General features: G+C 61.8%; 13 protein-coding genes and 1 pseudogene. 13 read left to right on the top strand and 1 reads right to left on the bottom strand.

The window, feature by feature from the left end; translation table 11 throughout:
- Nucleotides 1-575: 575 nt before the first annotated feature.
- The 8 genes and pseudogenes from ACP7AZ_RS17320 (at nucleotide 576) to ACP7AZ_RS17285 (ending at nucleotide 8,755) form a co-directional block, all read left to right on the top strand.
- A complete protein-coding gene (locus ACP7AZ_RS17320; RefSeq protein WP_426039900.1) occupies nucleotides 576-998 on the top strand; it encodes a hypothetical protein in 423 nt (140 codons plus the stop codon).
- 622 nt (nucleotides 999-1,620) lie between these two features.
- The gene (locus ACP7AZ_RS17315; RefSeq protein WP_426039899.1) at nucleotides 1,621-1,917 is read left to right on the top strand and encodes a type I restriction-modification system subunit M N-terminal domain-containing protein; all 297 of its coding nucleotides are present in this window, start codon (nucleotides 1,621-1,623) and stop codon (nucleotides 1,915-1,917) included.
- 23 nt (nucleotides 1,918-1,940) lie between these two features.
- The gene (locus ACP7AZ_RS17310; RefSeq protein WP_426039898.1) at nucleotides 1,941-3,113 is read left to right on the top strand and encodes an HsdM family class I SAM-dependent methyltransferase; all 1,173 of its coding nucleotides are present in this window, start codon (nucleotides 1,941-1,943) and stop codon (nucleotides 3,111-3,113) included.
- Nucleotides 3,110-4,297: a restriction endonuclease subunit S gene (locus ACP7AZ_RS17305; protein ID WP_426039897.1), complete on the top strand. Its 1,188-nt coding sequence runs from the start codon at nucleotides 3,110-3,112 to the stop codon at nucleotides 4,295-4,297. Before ACP7AZ_RS17310 ends, ACP7AZ_RS17305 begins: the two co-directional genes overlap by 4 nt.
- A pseudogene (locus tag ACP7AZ_RS17300) lies at nucleotides 4,294-5,748 on the top strand (DEAD/DEAH box helicase family protein); the annotation flags it as partial. The gene ACP7AZ_RS17305 and the pseudogene ACP7AZ_RS17300, both read left to right, overlap by 4 nt.
- A gap of 288 nt (nucleotides 5,749-6,036) precedes the next feature.
- Nucleotides 6,037-8,103, top strand: coding sequence for an ATP-binding protein (locus tag ACP7AZ_RS17295; protein WP_426039896.1), 2,067 nt, complete (start codon nucleotides 6,037-6,039; stop codon nucleotides 8,101-8,103).
- The gene (locus tag ACP7AZ_RS17290; protein ID WP_426039895.1) at nucleotides 8,100-8,486 is read left to right on the top strand and encodes a response regulator; all 387 of its coding nucleotides are present in this window, start codon (nucleotides 8,100-8,102) and stop codon (nucleotides 8,484-8,486) included. Before ACP7AZ_RS17295 ends, ACP7AZ_RS17290 begins: the two co-directional genes overlap by 4 nt.
- A gap of 8 nt (nucleotides 8,487-8,494) precedes the next feature.
- A complete protein-coding gene (locus ACP7AZ_RS17285; RefSeq protein ID WP_426039901.1) occupies nucleotides 8,495-8,755 on the top strand; it encodes an Hpt domain-containing protein in 261 nt (86 codons plus the stop codon).
- Here the strand turns inward: ACP7AZ_RS17285 and ACP7AZ_RS17280 are convergent.
- Nucleotides 8,752-9,390, bottom strand: coding sequence for a response regulator (locus ACP7AZ_RS17280; protein WP_426039894.1), 639 nt, complete (start codon nucleotides 9,388-9,390; stop codon nucleotides 8,752-8,754). The genes ACP7AZ_RS17285 and ACP7AZ_RS17280 overlap by 4 nt on opposite strands.
- Before the next feature lie 189 nt (nucleotides 9,391-9,579).
- On the opposite strand from ACP7AZ_RS17280, the gene ACP7AZ_RS17275 reads away from it, so the two are divergent.
- From ACP7AZ_RS17275 to ACP7AZ_RS17255, 5 genes are all read left to right on the top strand, one after another.
- On the top strand, nucleotides 9,580-10,113 hold the full coding sequence (locus ACP7AZ_RS17275; protein WP_426039893.1) for a DUF4402 domain-containing protein: 534 nt from the start codon (nucleotides 9,580-9,582) through the stop codon (nucleotides 10,111-10,113).
- 95 nt (nucleotides 10,114-10,208) lie between these two features.
- Nucleotides 10,209-11,054 carry a fimbria/pilus periplasmic chaperone gene (locus ACP7AZ_RS17270; RefSeq protein ID WP_426039892.1) on the top strand — a complete coding sequence of 282 codons (846 nt, stop codon included), beginning with the start codon at nucleotides 10,209-10,211 and terminating at the stop codon, nucleotides 11,052-11,054.
- 14 nt (nucleotides 11,055-11,068) lie between these two features.
- The gene (locus ACP7AZ_RS17265) at nucleotides 11,069-13,759 is read left to right on the top strand and encodes a carboxypeptidase-like regulatory domain-containing protein (protein ID WP_426039891.1); all 2,691 of its coding nucleotides are present in this window, start codon (nucleotides 11,069-11,071) and stop codon (nucleotides 13,757-13,759) included.
- Entirely contained in the window at nucleotides 13,756-14,277 is a 522-nt protein-coding gene (locus tag ACP7AZ_RS17260) for a hypothetical protein (RefSeq protein ID WP_426039890.1), read from the top strand. The genes ACP7AZ_RS17265 and ACP7AZ_RS17260 overlap by 4 nt, the downstream gene beginning before the upstream one ends.
- Before the next feature lie 8 nt (nucleotides 14,278-14,285).
- Nucleotides 14,286-14,735 (top strand): hypothetical protein, encoded by a 450-nt coding sequence (locus tag ACP7AZ_RS17255; protein ID WP_426039889.1) that lies wholly within the window; start codon nucleotides 14,286-14,288, stop codon nucleotides 14,733-14,735.
- Nucleotides 14,736-14,916 lie beyond the last annotated feature (181 nt).

Here is a 14,916-nt window from a genome sequence, read left to right as displayed (position 1 = left end):
GGGCAGTTCATCAGGGCTGACCCGATTGTTGGCCACGAAGTTGGCGATGATGCCCGTGGTCATGGCCAGAAGTGCGGATTGATCGGTGTCAGCCATGCGTGCCTCCGGTTGGAAAGAATGGTGTTGATACGCCAGAACTCGTCATGGCGACAAACGCTCAACGGTTGCTGTCTGGCGCGATGAGCCGCCGCCCGCACCCAGAATGGGTATTGGTCGCCTTGATGGTCGCGCCGCTGGCGTTGCAGATCGATCCGACGCTATGGCCCTGGATCGAACGGTGGTCCGCAGGAACGTGACGGCGATTTAACGTAACCTGCACACCATGCGGTGCGTTGTGTCTGCATGGCCCTGACCCGCTACGAAACCTTCTGGCTAAAGCTCGCGATCGCTAGCGCCATCGTGAGCGTGGTCGCCGTCTTGGCCTAGGCGCGCCCGGTTCGAGCCTGCCAAGACAACTCCAGCCACAGCGCCGATTCCTGACTGTAGGACAACAGAGCTCTCAGACTACGGTCAGGCCACGCGTGGTGTTGTGTCTCCATCGACCGGGATGGTCCCGGCCACGAAAGGACACTGCAATGAAGACCGCGATGATCAGGAAAGCCCTGCTTCCGGTTCTGGCGGCGTCCGCGGTCTTGGTATCGACCCCGGCGCTGGCTCAGAGCGTGGGCGTGACTCTCAGTTTCGGCTCTCCGGGTTACGCCCAGGACTACGGCTATGGCCGCGGCTACGGCCAAGATTACGGCTACAGCAGCGGCTACGCCCCTCAGAACCTCCGGTATCGCGCCCAGGCCCTATCGCAGCACATCGAGCGTCTGGCCTGGACCGGAGCTCTCCACCGCCGCGAGGCAAGGGCCCTGTCGCGCCAGCTGCAGCAGTATCAGAGCCTTGAGTACCAGTACGCTCGCAACGGCCTGTCGGGCCGGGAGTACTATGACCTGAACGCCCGGCTCGACCGGATCGAGTATCAGGTCCAACGGGTCCAGCACGCCCGCTGGTAGATCACGAAACGACGAAGGGCCGCTCCTGTTACGGGGCGGCCCTTTCGCGGTGCTGCCACCGGTGGACGGCTCATTCTCTGCAAGGTGGCGTCCGGATGGGCGCTAGCAGGGCCCTCTGCACCACGCCGATACGCCACCTAGAGGCCCCTGCCGCCTGTCGGGTTTGCAGGTATGGCGCAGGTGGGAATTCCGGTCGCGCCCACCGGAAGGCGCCGCAGCTCAGGAACGTCAAAATCACCCGCTTCGCCCGGACTGGGAAGGGGTTGGGTAGGCCGACTTTCGACGCCTCGGTTCGGCCTTCAAACCCATGCGGGCGTTGGGTTTGGCCGGTCGGCTTCCCTGGATTTCGTAATGCGGGGGTCAGGTGTTCGAGTCACCTAAGCGGCACCACCTTTCCCATAGGACCTAGGCTCGACGTAAGGCGGACGTGCCTTCCGGCTGGGCGCGGTGGTGGGTCTGAGCTGGGATGCCTTCCGGCTGGGACTGGCTCTAACGGCGACTCCTCCAGGGTCCGAAAGTCGGCCGGACGACAATGACGCTTGTCGACCGGAAAGTGCACTGACAGTTTCGTTGCTCCAGTCTCAACCCGCGGTTAGAACCTCACCTCAGTTGGGGAGTGCCTATGGCGCGTGCGGCGAAGACGAAATCGAACGGCCAGAGCGGGGGCTTCCAGCAGAGCTTCAACGCGCTCGACAAGGTGTTGCGCACAGAGGACGGCCAAACGACGGAGCTCGACTACACCGAGCAGACTTCGTGGATGCTGTTCCTCAAATACCTGGACGATCTGGAACGCCAGCGTGAGGACGAGGCAGGGCTGAAGGGCGAGACCTATTCGCCGATCATCGACGACGCGCATCGCTGGGGCGTCTGGGCCGCACCAAAGACAGCGTCGGGCGCATTCGATCACGACCGGCACTGACCGGCGACGACCTGATCGCCTATGTGAACACCGAGCTGTGGCCCTACCTCAAGGGCTTCCGTGAGCGTGCTGCTGGTCCGGATACGGTCGAGTACAAGATCGGCGAGGTGTTCGCCGAGCTCCAGCCCAAATTCCTTTCGGGCTACTCCCTGCGCGACGCGCTGGAGATAATCGATGACCTCAGGTTTGGCAGCCAGGCCAACAAGCACGAGCTGTCGTCGCTGTACGAAGACAAGATCAAGCGGATGGGGAACGCCGGGCGCAACGGCGGGGAGTACTATACGCCCCGGCCGCTGATCCGGGCGATGATCCAGGTGGTCAAGCCGCGGATCGGCGAGCGCATCTATGACGGTGCCTGCGGCTCTGCCGGCTTCCTGTGCGAGGCCTATCAGCACATGCCGCCGCTGGCCCAGAGCACGGCGGACCGCGAAACGCTTCAGCGGAACACCTTCTACGGCAAGGAGAAGAAGAGCCTCGCCTACGTCATCGCCATCATGAACATGATCCTGCATGGGATCGACACGCCCAACATCCTGCACACCAATACCCTGTCTGAGAACGTCCTCGACATTCAGGAGAAGAACCGGTTCGACGTGGTGCTGGCCAATCCGCCGTTCGGTGGCGGCGAGCGGCCCGAGGTACAGCAGAACTTTCCGATCCGCTCGGCCGAGACGGCCTATCTGTTCCTGCAGCATTTCATGCGGTCGCTGCGCGCCGGCGGGCGTGCGGCCATCGTGATCAAGAACACCTTCCTGTCGAACACCGATCAGGCGGCGACGGCGCTACGCAAGGAACTGCTGGAAACCTGCGACCTGCACACGGTGCTTGATATGCCCGGCGGGACCTTCCAGGGCGCGGGCGTGAAAACGGTGGTGTTGTTTTTCGAGAAGGGGCGACCGACGCAGCGGACGTGGTTCTATCAGCTCGATCCGGGTCGGAATCTCGGTAAGACCAACCCGCTGAACGATACCGACATGGCGGAGTTCTTGGCCATGCAGGCGGAGGTTGGGGCGGGTCCGAAGAGCTGGGTGGTTGCGAGAGCTGATCTCGACGGGACCACTTGGGACTTGTCAGTTAAGAACCCCCACGCACCGGACGCGGCGGAAGTTCGGACGCCCGAGGCCATCCTTGATGAAATCGTCGAGCTGAATGCCGAGAGCGCGCGAGTACTGGAGCGAGTGAGGGCCCTAATATGAACGCGCGATGGCATAACAGACCGCTAGGTGAGTTGTGCGATGTAATCGCCGGTCAATCACCCAGAGGAAGCGCACTGAACAAGAGCGGCGATGGCCTCCCCTTCTACCAAGGGAAGAAGGACTACACCGAAAAGAAAATCGGGCCCCCGACTGTTTGGACTACCGAAGTCACCAAGGAGGCTAAGGCAGGCGATATTCTCATGTCGGTCCGCGCGCCCGTGGGTCCGGTCAACTATGCGACACAACGAATTTGTATAGGTAGGGGATTGGCGGCTATTAGGCCAAAATCCATCGACACTGATTACCTCTTCTATCTTCTTACTGCGAAGCAATCAGAAATTTCTGGACGGGAAGGGGCGGTATTCGCCTCAATCAATCGAGACGAAATCAAGCGGATCGTTGTTCCCGCCCCGCCCCTTGACGAACAAAAGCGCATCGTCGCCATCTTGGACGAAGCATTCGAAGGAATCGCGGCTGCGGTCACCATTGATCGAAAGAATGCCCAAAGCGCGTCCCGGCTTTCTAGCCAAGCCCTAAGCGCCGAATTCAGGAACGCGGAAAATGCCGTCGGCACGGTGGCATTGCGGCAACTCTGTTCCTTTGAGAATGGCGACAGGGGGGAAAACTATCCCAACAAGTCGGCCCGTGTGTTGGAAGGAATTCCCTTCATCAACGCGGGACATCTGTCGAACCGTCGGGTCAACATGTCGGGGATGGACTACATCTCTTCGGAGCGGTTCGACCTTCTTCGTAGCGGAAAACCAAAGGACAGAGACGTTCTTTTCTGTTTGCGGGGGTCACTCGGTAAGTTCGGAATCGTAGATGGCATCGGCGACTGCGCGATCGCTTCCTCTCTGGTCATCGTCCGGCCGAACACATCGACTCTGTCGGATTATATCGCGGCATACTTCGAGAGCGGCATCTGCGCCGACATGATCGAAACCTACCGCAGCGGGACAGCCCAGCCGAACCTAGGCGCAAAGCAGCTCGCGAGCTTTCGGATTCCGGCACTGAGTCAGGCTAGACAAGCGGAACTGGTTGAACGAACAACTGCAGTCTCCCGAGAGTGTCGAGAGTTGGTTGATATCTACGACAAGAAGCTCGCCGCCCTTGCCGAACTCAAACAATCCCTCCTCGCCCGCGCCTTCTCCGGCGAGCTGACCCGCGAGCCTATCGCTGCATGAATGAGTCCGAGACCCGCGCCGAGCTGATCGATCCCGCCCTGAAGGCGGCCGGTTGGGGCGTGGTCGAGGGCAGCAAGGTCAATCGCGAAGTCATCTGCCCCGGGCGCATTCTCGGAGCCGGGCAGAGAGGCGAGGCGACGACGGCGGACTATGTGCTGAGCTATCGCGGGCGCAAGCTGGCGGCGGTGGAGGCCAAGGCCAAAGGGAAGGGGGTCACCGCCGGGCTGGGACAGGCCAAGATCTATGCTGGCAAGCTGAAAACCCGCTGGGCGTTCTCGACCGATGGGACTGGCCTGTATCAGGTCGACATGGAGGCGGGGAAGGAGGGGCCGGTCGCGGACTGGCCCACGCCCGAGGCTTTGTGGGAAGCGACCTTCGCCGAGGAGAATGCGTGGCGCGACCGTTTCGCCGCCGTGCCGTTCGAGGATAAGGCCGGAACCCAGCCGGCGCGCTACTATCAGGTCAACGCCGTGCAGGCGGTGCTCGACGCGATTGCGGAGGGACAGAAGCGCGTCATGCTGACCCTGGCCACCGGGACGGGCAAGACCTTCATTGCCTTCCAGTTGGCGTGGAAGCTCTTCCATGCACGGTGGAGCCTGATCGGCGAGCCGACGCGGCGGCCGCGCATCCTGTTCCTGGCCGACCGGAACATACTTGCGGACCAGGCCTACAACGCCTTCTCGACGTTTCCCGACGACGCGCTGGTGCGGATCAAGCCGGATGCGATCAAGAAGAAGGGGCGGGTACCCAAGAACGGCAGCGTCTTCTTCACGATCTTCCAGACCTTCATCAGTGGCCAGACCGGCGCGGACGGGCGCGAGGAGGCCTATTTCGGCGATTATCCACCCGACTTCTTCGACTTCATCGTCATCGACGAATGCCATCGGGGCGGGGCCAACGCCGAGGGAGAGTGGCGGGCCATCCTCGAGTATTTCGAGCCGGCGGTTCAGCTGGGCCTGACGGCGACGCCGCTGAGGAAGGACGAGAACCGGGACACCTACGCCTATTTCGGCAAGCCGGTTTACACCTACTCGCTGCGCGAGGGGATCGAGGACGGTTTCCTGACGCCGTTCAAGGTGCGCCAGCACAAGACGACGCTGGACGACTATGTGTGGACGCCGGATGATGAGGTGGTTCGCGGGGTCGCCGAGCAGGGCCGGGAGTACAAGTCCAGGGACTTCAACCGGTCCATCGAGATCGAGGCGCGCGAACGGTACCGGGTCGGCGTCTTCATGCGGGAGATCGGATCGCGCGAGAAGGCGATCGTCTTCTGCGCCACCCAGGACCACGCCGCCAAGGTGCGCGACCTGATCAACCAAACCTCCGAGAGTACCGATCCCAACTATTGCGTCCGGGTGACGGCCGAGGACGGGGCGATAGGCGAGGCCTGGCTGAGGCAGTTTCAGGACAACGAGAAGACCATCCCGACCATCCTGACTGTGGATCGGCGACGAAATCGGACCCCATCGAGTGGCAGCCTAGGTGGTTGAATTCGCCATACAACAATACGTTGGCGCGCATGCTGACAGGCGCCTGTCGGGACCCCGCCTCGCCCCGAAATATCAAGCTCCTTCAATATGTTATTTCATGTCGGGTGGGGTCCCGCCTTCAACGCCGATCAACATAACCGGACAGCCCCTGTCGTGTGGCTATGCAATATCTCGCGGTTTCTAGCGTTTGCTGGATCCACGATACCAAAGTCGCTTACACCATCAGGCGAAGATTGAGAGGCGTGCCGAATGATCGATAAAGCGAAGGAGCCAGTCGGACCGATCCTGATGGAGAATTCCCGACAGTCTAACGCTGATAGGCCTGATGAGGAATTTGAACGACTACGGGCTCTTTACGCCCTGAAAATACTGGATACGCCGCCTGAGCCGCGATTCGATCGAATTACGCGTCTCGCGGCAAGGCTTTTTCATGCCCCGGTTGCGCTCATCAGCCTGGTCGACAGTCAAAGGCAATGGTTCAAGGCGAGGCACGGATTTGAGCCGGCTGAAGGTGCCAGAGGCGATGCCTTCTGTAACCACACCATGATGATGCCGGCCGGCAGCGTCATGGTAATCGAAGACGCCACGAAAGATCCTCGGTTCGCCCGGAATCCCTACGTGAACGGTGCCGAAAACATCTCCTTCTATGCGGGCGCGTTGCTGACAACTGCAGCCGGTCACAAACTCGGTACTCTGTGTATACTCGACACCAAACCACGGCAGTTTCTCGATGAAGAACGTGCACTTTTGCAAGAACTCGGTGAGTTAGTCACCGAACAAATTGAACTAACGAGTGAGAGATTTGCGTCAGACGAACAAAAGCGGTTGCTGGAATTGGCAGAAATGGTCTCTCATACGGGCCACTGGCGTTGGACCGCTGACAGCGAAATGGCTTGTTCTACAGAGGCTTGCCTCATATTTGGGCTGGACCCTCACAAACCAGAATCGTCCATTTCCTTACGTGACATCCGGGGGGCGTGCGACTCCGACCAAAAGGCTCGACTGGATGAGTTTGTGGCGGAAGTTATCGCTCAGGAGTCGAGTGACGAGTTCCATACCGTAATCTCGAAACCGGACGGAAGCGTTCGTCAGATCGCGGTCACTGCGAGACGCCAATTGGACTCCGATGGAAAGGTCGAGGTCATGTTCGGCGTGGTCCAGGACATTACGGACCGGCACCGGGAACTTGAAAGAATCAATCGCAGTGAAGAGCAGTTCCGATTTCTGGCCGATAACATGGGTGATGTCATCACCAGGCTGAAGCTCGACGGCTCTAGCACTTATATATCCCCCGGGATCGAGGGCTTGCTCGGCTATACTGCTGAAGAGATGGAGGGCAATCCAGCACAGGCCTTTATTCACGCCGACGATCGTGCGGAGCTGTTAGCTACATTTGGGCTGATAGCATCCGGGCAGCAGCGCGCGACGCTGCAGACCCGTGCGCTGCACAAGGACGGCCGCGAAATCTGGGTCGAGTCGACCCTTCAAGCAGTGCTGGATGGGCAGGGGCGATCCCAAGAGATTATCGCGGTGATCCGCGACATGTCCGAACGCCGCGCCCTGGAAGAGAGTCTTACAGAAGCTCGAGATCGAGCGGAGGCGGCGGCGGATGCTAAATCACGCTTCCTGGCAAATATCAGCCATGAGGTCCGGACCCCCCTTACAAGCATAATCGGCTTTTCCAAGTTACTCCAAGCGCGTAAATCGCTCGGCGATGTTGAAATGCAGTGCGTCAATCGTATTTCGGTTTCTGGCCAAGCCCTGCTGACAGTCATTAATGACGTACTAGACTATTCAAAGATTGAGGCGGGCGAGCTTCATTTAATTCATGAACCGTTCGATTTACGTTTGGTTTTGCAGGAAACTGCCGAGATAGTAATGGGTCATATTAAGAGCAAAGGGCTTTCCTACTCTGCCAGCGTGGACAATTCGGTCCCGCAATTGATCTTGGGCGACGCCGCGCGATTGAGGCAGGTGTTGCTGAACCTAGTGAGCAACGCAGCCAAGTTTACCGAACGGGGTGGCGTTGTTGTCGAGGTTCAGATGCGGAGTGCGGCTGATGATCAACCGATGGCGCGGGTCACCGTGCGTGATACCGGAATAGGTATCGATCCCGAGACCGTCGCCAAGCTATTCGAGCGATTTGTGCAGGCTGACGACTCGGCTGCTCGGCGTTATGGCGGCACCGGCCTCGGCCTCGCCATATCACGTCAGCTCCTCAAAATGATGGGTGGCCAACTGGGCGTGGATAGCGCTTTGGGAGAGGGCTCTACTTTTTGGTTTGAACTTCCCATTCTACCGGCGGAAACAAAATGAGCGCATTAAATGTCCTTCACGTCGAGGATGACGAGAGCATCCGGGCGCTGACCGAACTGATCTTCTCGCTCGCCGGTGACGGAATTGTCCGCACGGCGGCGTCCGGCGAGGAGGCCCTCGCGGCGCTTGAGAGCGGATACAAACCTGATGTCATCCTGCTTGACGTGATGATGCCGGGCCTCGACGGCCCGACAGTGCTGGCACTCCTCCGAGAGATGCCATTGCACTCAAGCACGCCGGTGATTTTCATGACTGCCCGGGCCCATGCACGTCAGCGCGACCGTCTGCTTTCGCTAGGCGCTATCGGGGTGATCACCAAGCCATTCGATCCAACCACCCTGGCGGACGATATCAGGGCCTATCTAGCCGGTGCCCGTCCGTGAGCGACGCCATGGCGGCGCTTCAGCGACGGTTCCGTAGCCGGGCAGCTGCCGACCTGAACCGCATTGAGTGGTTGCGAGTCACCGAGCAGACATCAACTGACCTCCAGCGGCTCGTCCACGATCTTGCCGGGGCGGCGTGTATGTTTGGCTATCCGGCGCTTGGGGAGGCAGCACTGGCGATTGACGATTGTTATGCGCGGGGAGAAGCCCCTGAAAGCGGCCTTTTCGATAGGCTAACCCCACTCCTTAGAGAGGCCGCCGCCGACTAATTCAGATTAGTGTTGATTAGAAATGGGCGGACGGAGAGAAGCGCTTGGCTTCGATTGTTCACGCCCAGTTTTCGGAATATTGCTGAGACATGCTGCTTGACCGTTCCCTCAGTTATATTCAAATCCGCGCCGATTTGCTTATTTGATCTTCCGTCCGCCATGGCCACAAGAATGCGGAGTTGGGCCGCGGACAGACTTGCCATCTTACCGCTGATGCTGGGCGGGCCCGTATCCGTCTCGGATGGCTCAGCGAAAGGCGCTCCGCCCCTCAGGATATCGCCGACTGAATTGACGAGGGTGCTGACTGGCTGTGCCTTGCTGAGGTAGGCCGCCACGCCGAAAGTGCGCGCCATGGCGATGGAGTGCGCGTCTGCGCGCGCCGAAACAATGGCGATCGGCGTGTTCGGCAGCAATTGCTTAAGGCGAAGTAGGGCGCTGAACCCCTTCGCGTCCGGTAACATCAGGTCGAGGATAACGAGCTTGATCCTCGCCGCATTGGCCCGCGCATAAGTTTCGGCAGCCGCCGCCGAAGTGACGAGCCCAACTTCGAGATGCGGATAGGCCAGACCGATCGATAGCTGGAAACCTTCTCCAACCAACGGATGGTCATCCACAATCATGACAATCCAGCGCATTGAATGTCCCAGTAGCTAGCCGCGCAAGTGGTCTGCCGACTCGTATGAGTCTTCTTCCGGCTAAATGAAAGTGAACCTATAACTTTAGTCCGGTTTGAGACGATTTGGCGCTCCACGCGGTGGACAGTGTGGAGGGCGTGGCAGACGGAGCGCCAGTCCCAGTCGTAGTCGCCATTCCAGGAAACCATCATGTCCAAGCTCGTTGCCGCTGCCGCCTTCGCCTTCCTGTCCTCCGCAGCGCTCGCTGCCCCCGCAATGGCCCAGTCGACCGCCTCGACCACAGGCACGGGATCGATCACCGTCATTCGCCCCCTGACGATCATGAAGAATGCCGACCTTAAGTTCGGCACCGTCGTCCGCCCGTCGACCGCTGCCGGGTCGGTTGTCGTAAGTGCTGCTGGTGCCCGCACTGTCTCCGGCGGCGTTGTCGCCTTGGCATCGGGTGATACACCTCAAGCCGCGCAATTTACCGTCGACGGCGAAGGCGGCCAGTCGATCTCGGTCACCATTCCGGCAACCTTCACGATGGCAAATGGTGTCGACAGTCTGACCGTGACCACCACCAACAACCTAGCTGGCTCCGTAGGCGCGCAAACCCTAAGCAATGCCATGGGTTCGGCAGGCACTCTGTCCTTCCGTGTTGGCGGCAGCGTCCCGGTCGCTTCGACCACCAACACGGGTGCCTACACCGGCACCTTCACCGTCTCAGCCTCCTACAACTGAGGCAGATTGGCCGCCCCCGAGCGGTCATTTCGTTAACCTCGCTGGAAGCGATCAGCGTTAAGCCTCGCTTCCAGCGCAGTGTTGAGGGGACCAAGATGTTCAGAGCCGCCGTCGCCGCCGCCCTCGCCACACTGACCATTGCGCTCGCCGGTCCGACGGCCGCACAGGTCGGCGCCGACCTGAACATTTCGCCGCGCCGCGTGACGTTTGACGCAAACGAGCGCTCGGCCTCAGTCTATGTCTTCAATCAGGGCGACGCCCCGGCGACCTATAGGGTCGAACTGGTCGATCGCGTGATGCGCCCCGACGGTCAGATCGTTGCTGCGGCAGATTCTCCGGATGTTGGCGCTCCCCGATCCGCCGCCGCATTTATCCAGCACACGCCGCGCCGCGTCACCCTGCAACCGCGCGAGAGCCAGGTGATCCGCCTGCGTTTGCGACCACCCGCCACGGGCGAGTCCGCAGAGTACAGGACGCACCTGACCGTCACCGCCCTGCCGCCCGAGGACGCCGGCTTCACCGCCACTCAAGCCGCGAGCCGGGGCTCGGATGAGGTGTCCCTTCAAGTTATCGCTCTGTTCAGCGTCAGTATCCCACTGATCGTCCGGGAAGGTGAAATCGACGTTCGCGCGGACATCAGCTCGCCCGTTCGCCTGCCTGCGGCCGAAAACGCTCCCAACGGCGCGCTCCAGCTTGACCTGGTTCGGCGCGGAGCGAACTCCGTGTACGGCGACATCGACGTCTATGCCGGACGAGGTGCACGCGAACGGCTGGTCGCCGTCGTTAGGGGCGTAGCCGTCTACCCCGAGATCGAGCGCCGTACCGTAATTGTACCCCTAGCCGAGCCGGTGGCCACCGATGAGCCCATCCGGGTCGTCTACAAGGACGATGATACCCGACCCGGCGCCACCCTCGCGACTGCGGCCGTCCCGGCACAATGAATTGGAGGTTCGCTGTGGCCGCCCTCGGTGTCGGACTGGCCGGCTTGGGTTGCGCGGGCCATGTTCGAGCCCAACAGGTCGTCGCCGGACTCGCTGAAGCCGCCGCGCCGCAACCATTTAGTCCCGACGATCTCCTGTTCATGGAGGTGGCGGCAGACGGCTATCAACTTGCCGAAACAATGAACGTCTACGGCTCGCGCAGCGGTGTGTTCGTCCCGCTTGGCGAATTCGCCAGGGTGCTGGGCTTCGCCGTCGGTGTATTCCCGAGCCAAGGGCGAGCCGAGGGTTGGGTGGGATCGCGGGACCGCGAGCTTCAGGTGGATTTGCGGCAGGGCCGGGCGGTGGTCGATGGAAGAACCGTCGCGTTCGAGGCCAGTCAGGCGGCGATTTATGACGACGACCTCTATGTCAGGCTCGATCTGATCGAACAGCTGCTACCGATCCGTCTGCGGGCCGACATCAGCGCCCAGCTCTTGGCAGTGATGCCGACCGAGCCCCTGCCCTTCCAGCAGCGGCTAGCGCGCGACCGGCGCGCCGCCGGATTGCAAGCGGTAACCGGGCCGGAACAGGTGCTGATGGCTGCTACGCCCTATACAGCGTTCACACCGCCCGCCATCGACGTCAATCTCGGCGGCCAGGTCGCGCGGGACGGGTCCGACCAGACCCGCAGCTACGACCTGCGACTGGCGGGCGACCTTCTTTACGCCGGCTTTCAGGGCTTTATGGGTTCGGACCAAGACGGCGGCGTGCGCGATGTGCGCGTCCTGTTCGAACGCAAGGATCCCGGTGGCAGGGCGCTCGGACCGTTGGGCGCGACCCGCGCGGGCGCAGGCGACGTCTTCACCCCGTCCATGCCGTTGGGGGCGGGCAGCGCTGGCGGACGCGGCGTCTACTACACCTCGGCTCCGCTTGAAGCGCTGGACCTGTCGACGCCGCTGGATCTCCGCGGCGAGTTACCGTTGGGCGAAGACGTCCAACTGTACATCAACGAGGTTCTGCGCGCGACACAGGCCTCTGCCGCGCGTGGTCGCTACGAGTTTCTGAACGTGCCGTTGACGTTTGGTCTCAACACCATCCGACTGGTCTTCTATGGCCCGCAAGGACAGACCCGCGAGGAGGTCCGCCGGATCAATTTCGGCACGGGTCAGGTTGCGGCGGGCAGGTTTGTGGTCCGGCTCGGCGCTGTCGAGCAGGACGTGCCGGTGTTTGCCGTCGACGACAGGATCGCTGGGACCTCGACAGGCGAGGCCCGCTTGGCCGCAGCTTTCGACTACGGATTGAGTCCGTCGCTCACGCTCAGCGGGGGCCTTGCCCGCTATACGCCGCAGGATCGCAGCGCGCGGTCGGTCGGGGTGATCGGGCTGCGCGCTGCGCTCGGTTCCCTTGCGGCGCAACTCGACGTGGCTGCGGACAGCGAGGGCGGCACAGGCGGCACCCTCGGTCTCGCGGCCCGGCCTTTCGGCATCTCGCTTGTCGGCAGACACTCGGAATATGCTGGCGAATTCATCGACGAGACCCGGCAACTGGGGACGGGTGGAGCCGCCCTGACGCGTAGCACCGATCTGCGCGTCGATACCCAGCTGCCTTTGGCGCGTGGTTTCACACTGCCCCTGTCGGCCGATCTTCGCCGGCTGCAGCGCGATGATGACACAGATCTGTTCATGGCGGAGGTGCGGACCTCGGCACCGGTGAATCGCTATTATCTTTCAGGCGCGCTGGCCTATGAAAACGAGAAGGCTGGGGCGCTGCGAACGCATCGCCTGGTCGGAGCGTTGGATGTCGCGACCCTGGTCGCGGCCCGCGCCCAGATCCGTGGAGGGGTGACCTACGAACTCCGGCCGGATCCGCGGCTGAGTACAGCCTATGCCAGTCTCGACTACCAGATCAGCGAGCGTCGCGCTCTCAGACTGGGCGTCATCCGATCGCTGGGCGATCAGGGCAGCACGACAGTTCAGGCCTCGGGCCACTATCGCGGATCCCGCTTCGATGTCTCCGTGACGGCCGCCTATCAAACGGACCGCAGCGACTGGCAAATCGGCCTGCAATTCGGTTTCGGCCTCGCGTTCAATCCGTTCGAGCGCGGCTACCGTATGGTCCAGCCGGGCGTGGCGGGCGGCGGTTCGGTCGCGCTCAACGCCTTCATCGACGCGAATGGCGACGGTCGGCGCCAACCCGATGAAGAGCCGGTCCCCAACGTCGTTCTCGAAACCCCGGCGGGTGCAGCCGTCACCGGCGTGGATGGGCAGGTGCTGGCCGCGGGTCTCGGCGACGCAGGCAGGGCACGCATCGGGATCAACCTCGAAGGCATCGACGATCCTTTCCTGGTCGGCGACGACATTATCGAAACCGTGCCTCGCCCGGGGCGGATCGCGGTCGTGGACTACCCCCTTCAGGTCACCAGCGAGATCGAGCTGAGCGCGCGCCTTCGCCGCGACGGCTCGGACCGGCCCTTAGCGGCTGTGGAACTGCGCCTCATCCCCCTGGCCGGGGGTGAAGTGGTCTCTGCGCGCACCGACCACGCTGGCGTCGCCTTTGTCGACGGCGTCCTCCCGGGTCGCTACAGGGTGACTTTGGAGCCCGAACAGGCGCAAGATCTCGGCATGAGCCTGGAGGCCGCGCTCGAGTTGGTAGTGCCCCCAACGGGTGGCTTCGTAAGGGGCGGCGACGTTTTCATTCTCATCCGCTCATTGGAGACCGGCGCATGACACGTATTCTGCTCTTGTCCGGGCTGGCGGCGATCTTCCTGATCGCGACGCCGGCAGCCGCCCAGATCAGCATGTCGCGCTCACCTGCCACTTCGCCAGTGATCGGAACAGTGGTGCGGGGCAATGCGGCCACCACCTTTTCTGTCAGCACTGCCGGCGTGGTCACCCGGGTGTCCGGTGATGCGATCAGGCTGAGCTCTGCGTCGATCGGCCAACCGACCGTCACCCTGACCTGCGGGACGAATTCCAACTGCCAGAATAGGGATGTCAGGGTCACAGTTACAGCGAGCGGCGCATCGGGCGATGGCAGCATCACCCGGTTCCGGATCGGTTCCCTGACGGGCGCGACCTATCGTACCGGCGCGCCGGCCGAGGCCGCCAGCCTTGGCTTCGATCTCATGCCGCTTGGCTCGCGGGGGTCGGCGACGTTCACCTTGGGAATGGATGTCCTGCTGGCAGCCGCCGCAAATAGCGGCGCAGACACCTTTACATTCACGGTTACGGCGACCTTCCTATGATACGTTCCTTGGTCCTCGCCGTAAGCCTGTGCGGCGTTGCGGCTCCCGCCTTCGCACAGTTTGCCGAAAGCCCGCCGAACGCTAACGCGTCGCTGACGATCGAGCGGTCCCTCACGATCGCAGCCGTTCAGCCGATGAGTTTCAGTCCGGTCTCGACACGCACGGGCGTGGAGGTCACGACCCAATCGGGAACAGCCATCATCCGTGTCAGCGGAGATCCCGGCCGGGTTTATCGGGTGAATTTGCCGGCCGAGATCGTCGCGAGCCCGGGAGATCGGGCAGTCGATGTGTTAACCGTCATCAGCGACAACTCCGGCGACATCACCCGCAACTTGACGGCCCGAATGAACGCCGAAGGCTTCGACAGGCTGCAGATCACCGGTCTGTTAAGCCAGCCGTCAGGTATCGCCCTCACCAACGTCAGCGCCGCCGTACCGATCGGCGTCGATTACGAATAGCGCGCTTTAGGCGCAAAAGTGGAGCCGAAAGGTCTGATGAGCTCCGCAGAGCCCGCGTCAAATGTACGTCGTCAGATGTTTTGGGACAGTCGGGGTGCGGATTTAGTGGAGAGTTGGCCTTGTCTGGGTTCGATATTTAGGCGGCGATTTTGCGGTGCTGCAAGCGCCGATGTTGGAGGGT

It is taken from the genome of Brevundimonas sp. DC300-4 (genome assembly GCF_049897365.1).
Lineage (GTDB): Bacteria > Pseudomonadota > Alphaproteobacteria > Caulobacterales > Caulobacteraceae > Brevundimonas.
Note: the sequence above shows the minus strand (reverse complement) of the source record. Positions and strands in the feature narration are given on the sequence as shown.

Excerpts from the sequence above, each read along its gene's own strand:
- ACP7AZ_RS17315 (WP_426039899.1), top strand. The coding sequence starts at position 1,621 with ATGGCGCGTGCGGCGAAGACGAAATCGAACGGCCAGAGCGGGGGCTTC.
- ACP7AZ_RS17295 (WP_426039896.1), top strand. The coding sequence starts at position 6,037 with ATGATCGATAAAGCGAAGGAGCCAGTCGGACCGATCCTGATGGAGAAT.
- ACP7AZ_RS17290 (WP_426039895.1), top strand. The coding sequence starts at position 8,100 with ATGAGCGCATTAAATGTCCTTCACGTCGAGGATGACGAGAGCATCCGG.
- ACP7AZ_RS17270 (WP_426039892.1), top strand. The coding sequence starts at position 10,209 with ATGTTCAGAGCCGCCGTCGCCGCCGCCCTCGCCACACTGACCATTGCG.
- ACP7AZ_RS17320 (WP_426039900.1), top strand. The coding sequence starts at position 576 with ATGAAGACCGCGATGATCAGGAAAGCCCTGCTTCCGGTTCTGGCGGCG.
- ACP7AZ_RS17260 (WP_426039890.1), top strand. The coding sequence starts at position 13,756 with ATGACACGTATTCTGCTCTTGTCCGGGCTGGCGGCGATCTTCCTGATC.
- ACP7AZ_RS17280 (WP_426039894.1), bottom strand. The coding sequence starts at position 9,390 with ATGCGCTGGATTGTCATGATTGTGGATGACCATCCGTTGGTTGGAGAA.
- ACP7AZ_RS17275 (WP_426039893.1), top strand. The coding sequence starts at position 9,580 with ATGTCCAAGCTCGTTGCCGCTGCCGCCTTCGCCTTCCTGTCCTCCGCA.
- ACP7AZ_RS17305 (WP_426039897.1), top strand. The coding sequence starts at position 3,110 with ATGAACGCGCGATGGCATAACAGACCGCTAGGTGAGTTGTGCGATGTA.
- ACP7AZ_RS17285 (WP_426039901.1), top strand. The coding sequence starts at position 8,495 with ATGGCGGCGCTTCAGCGACGGTTCCGTAGCCGGGCAGCTGCCGACCTG.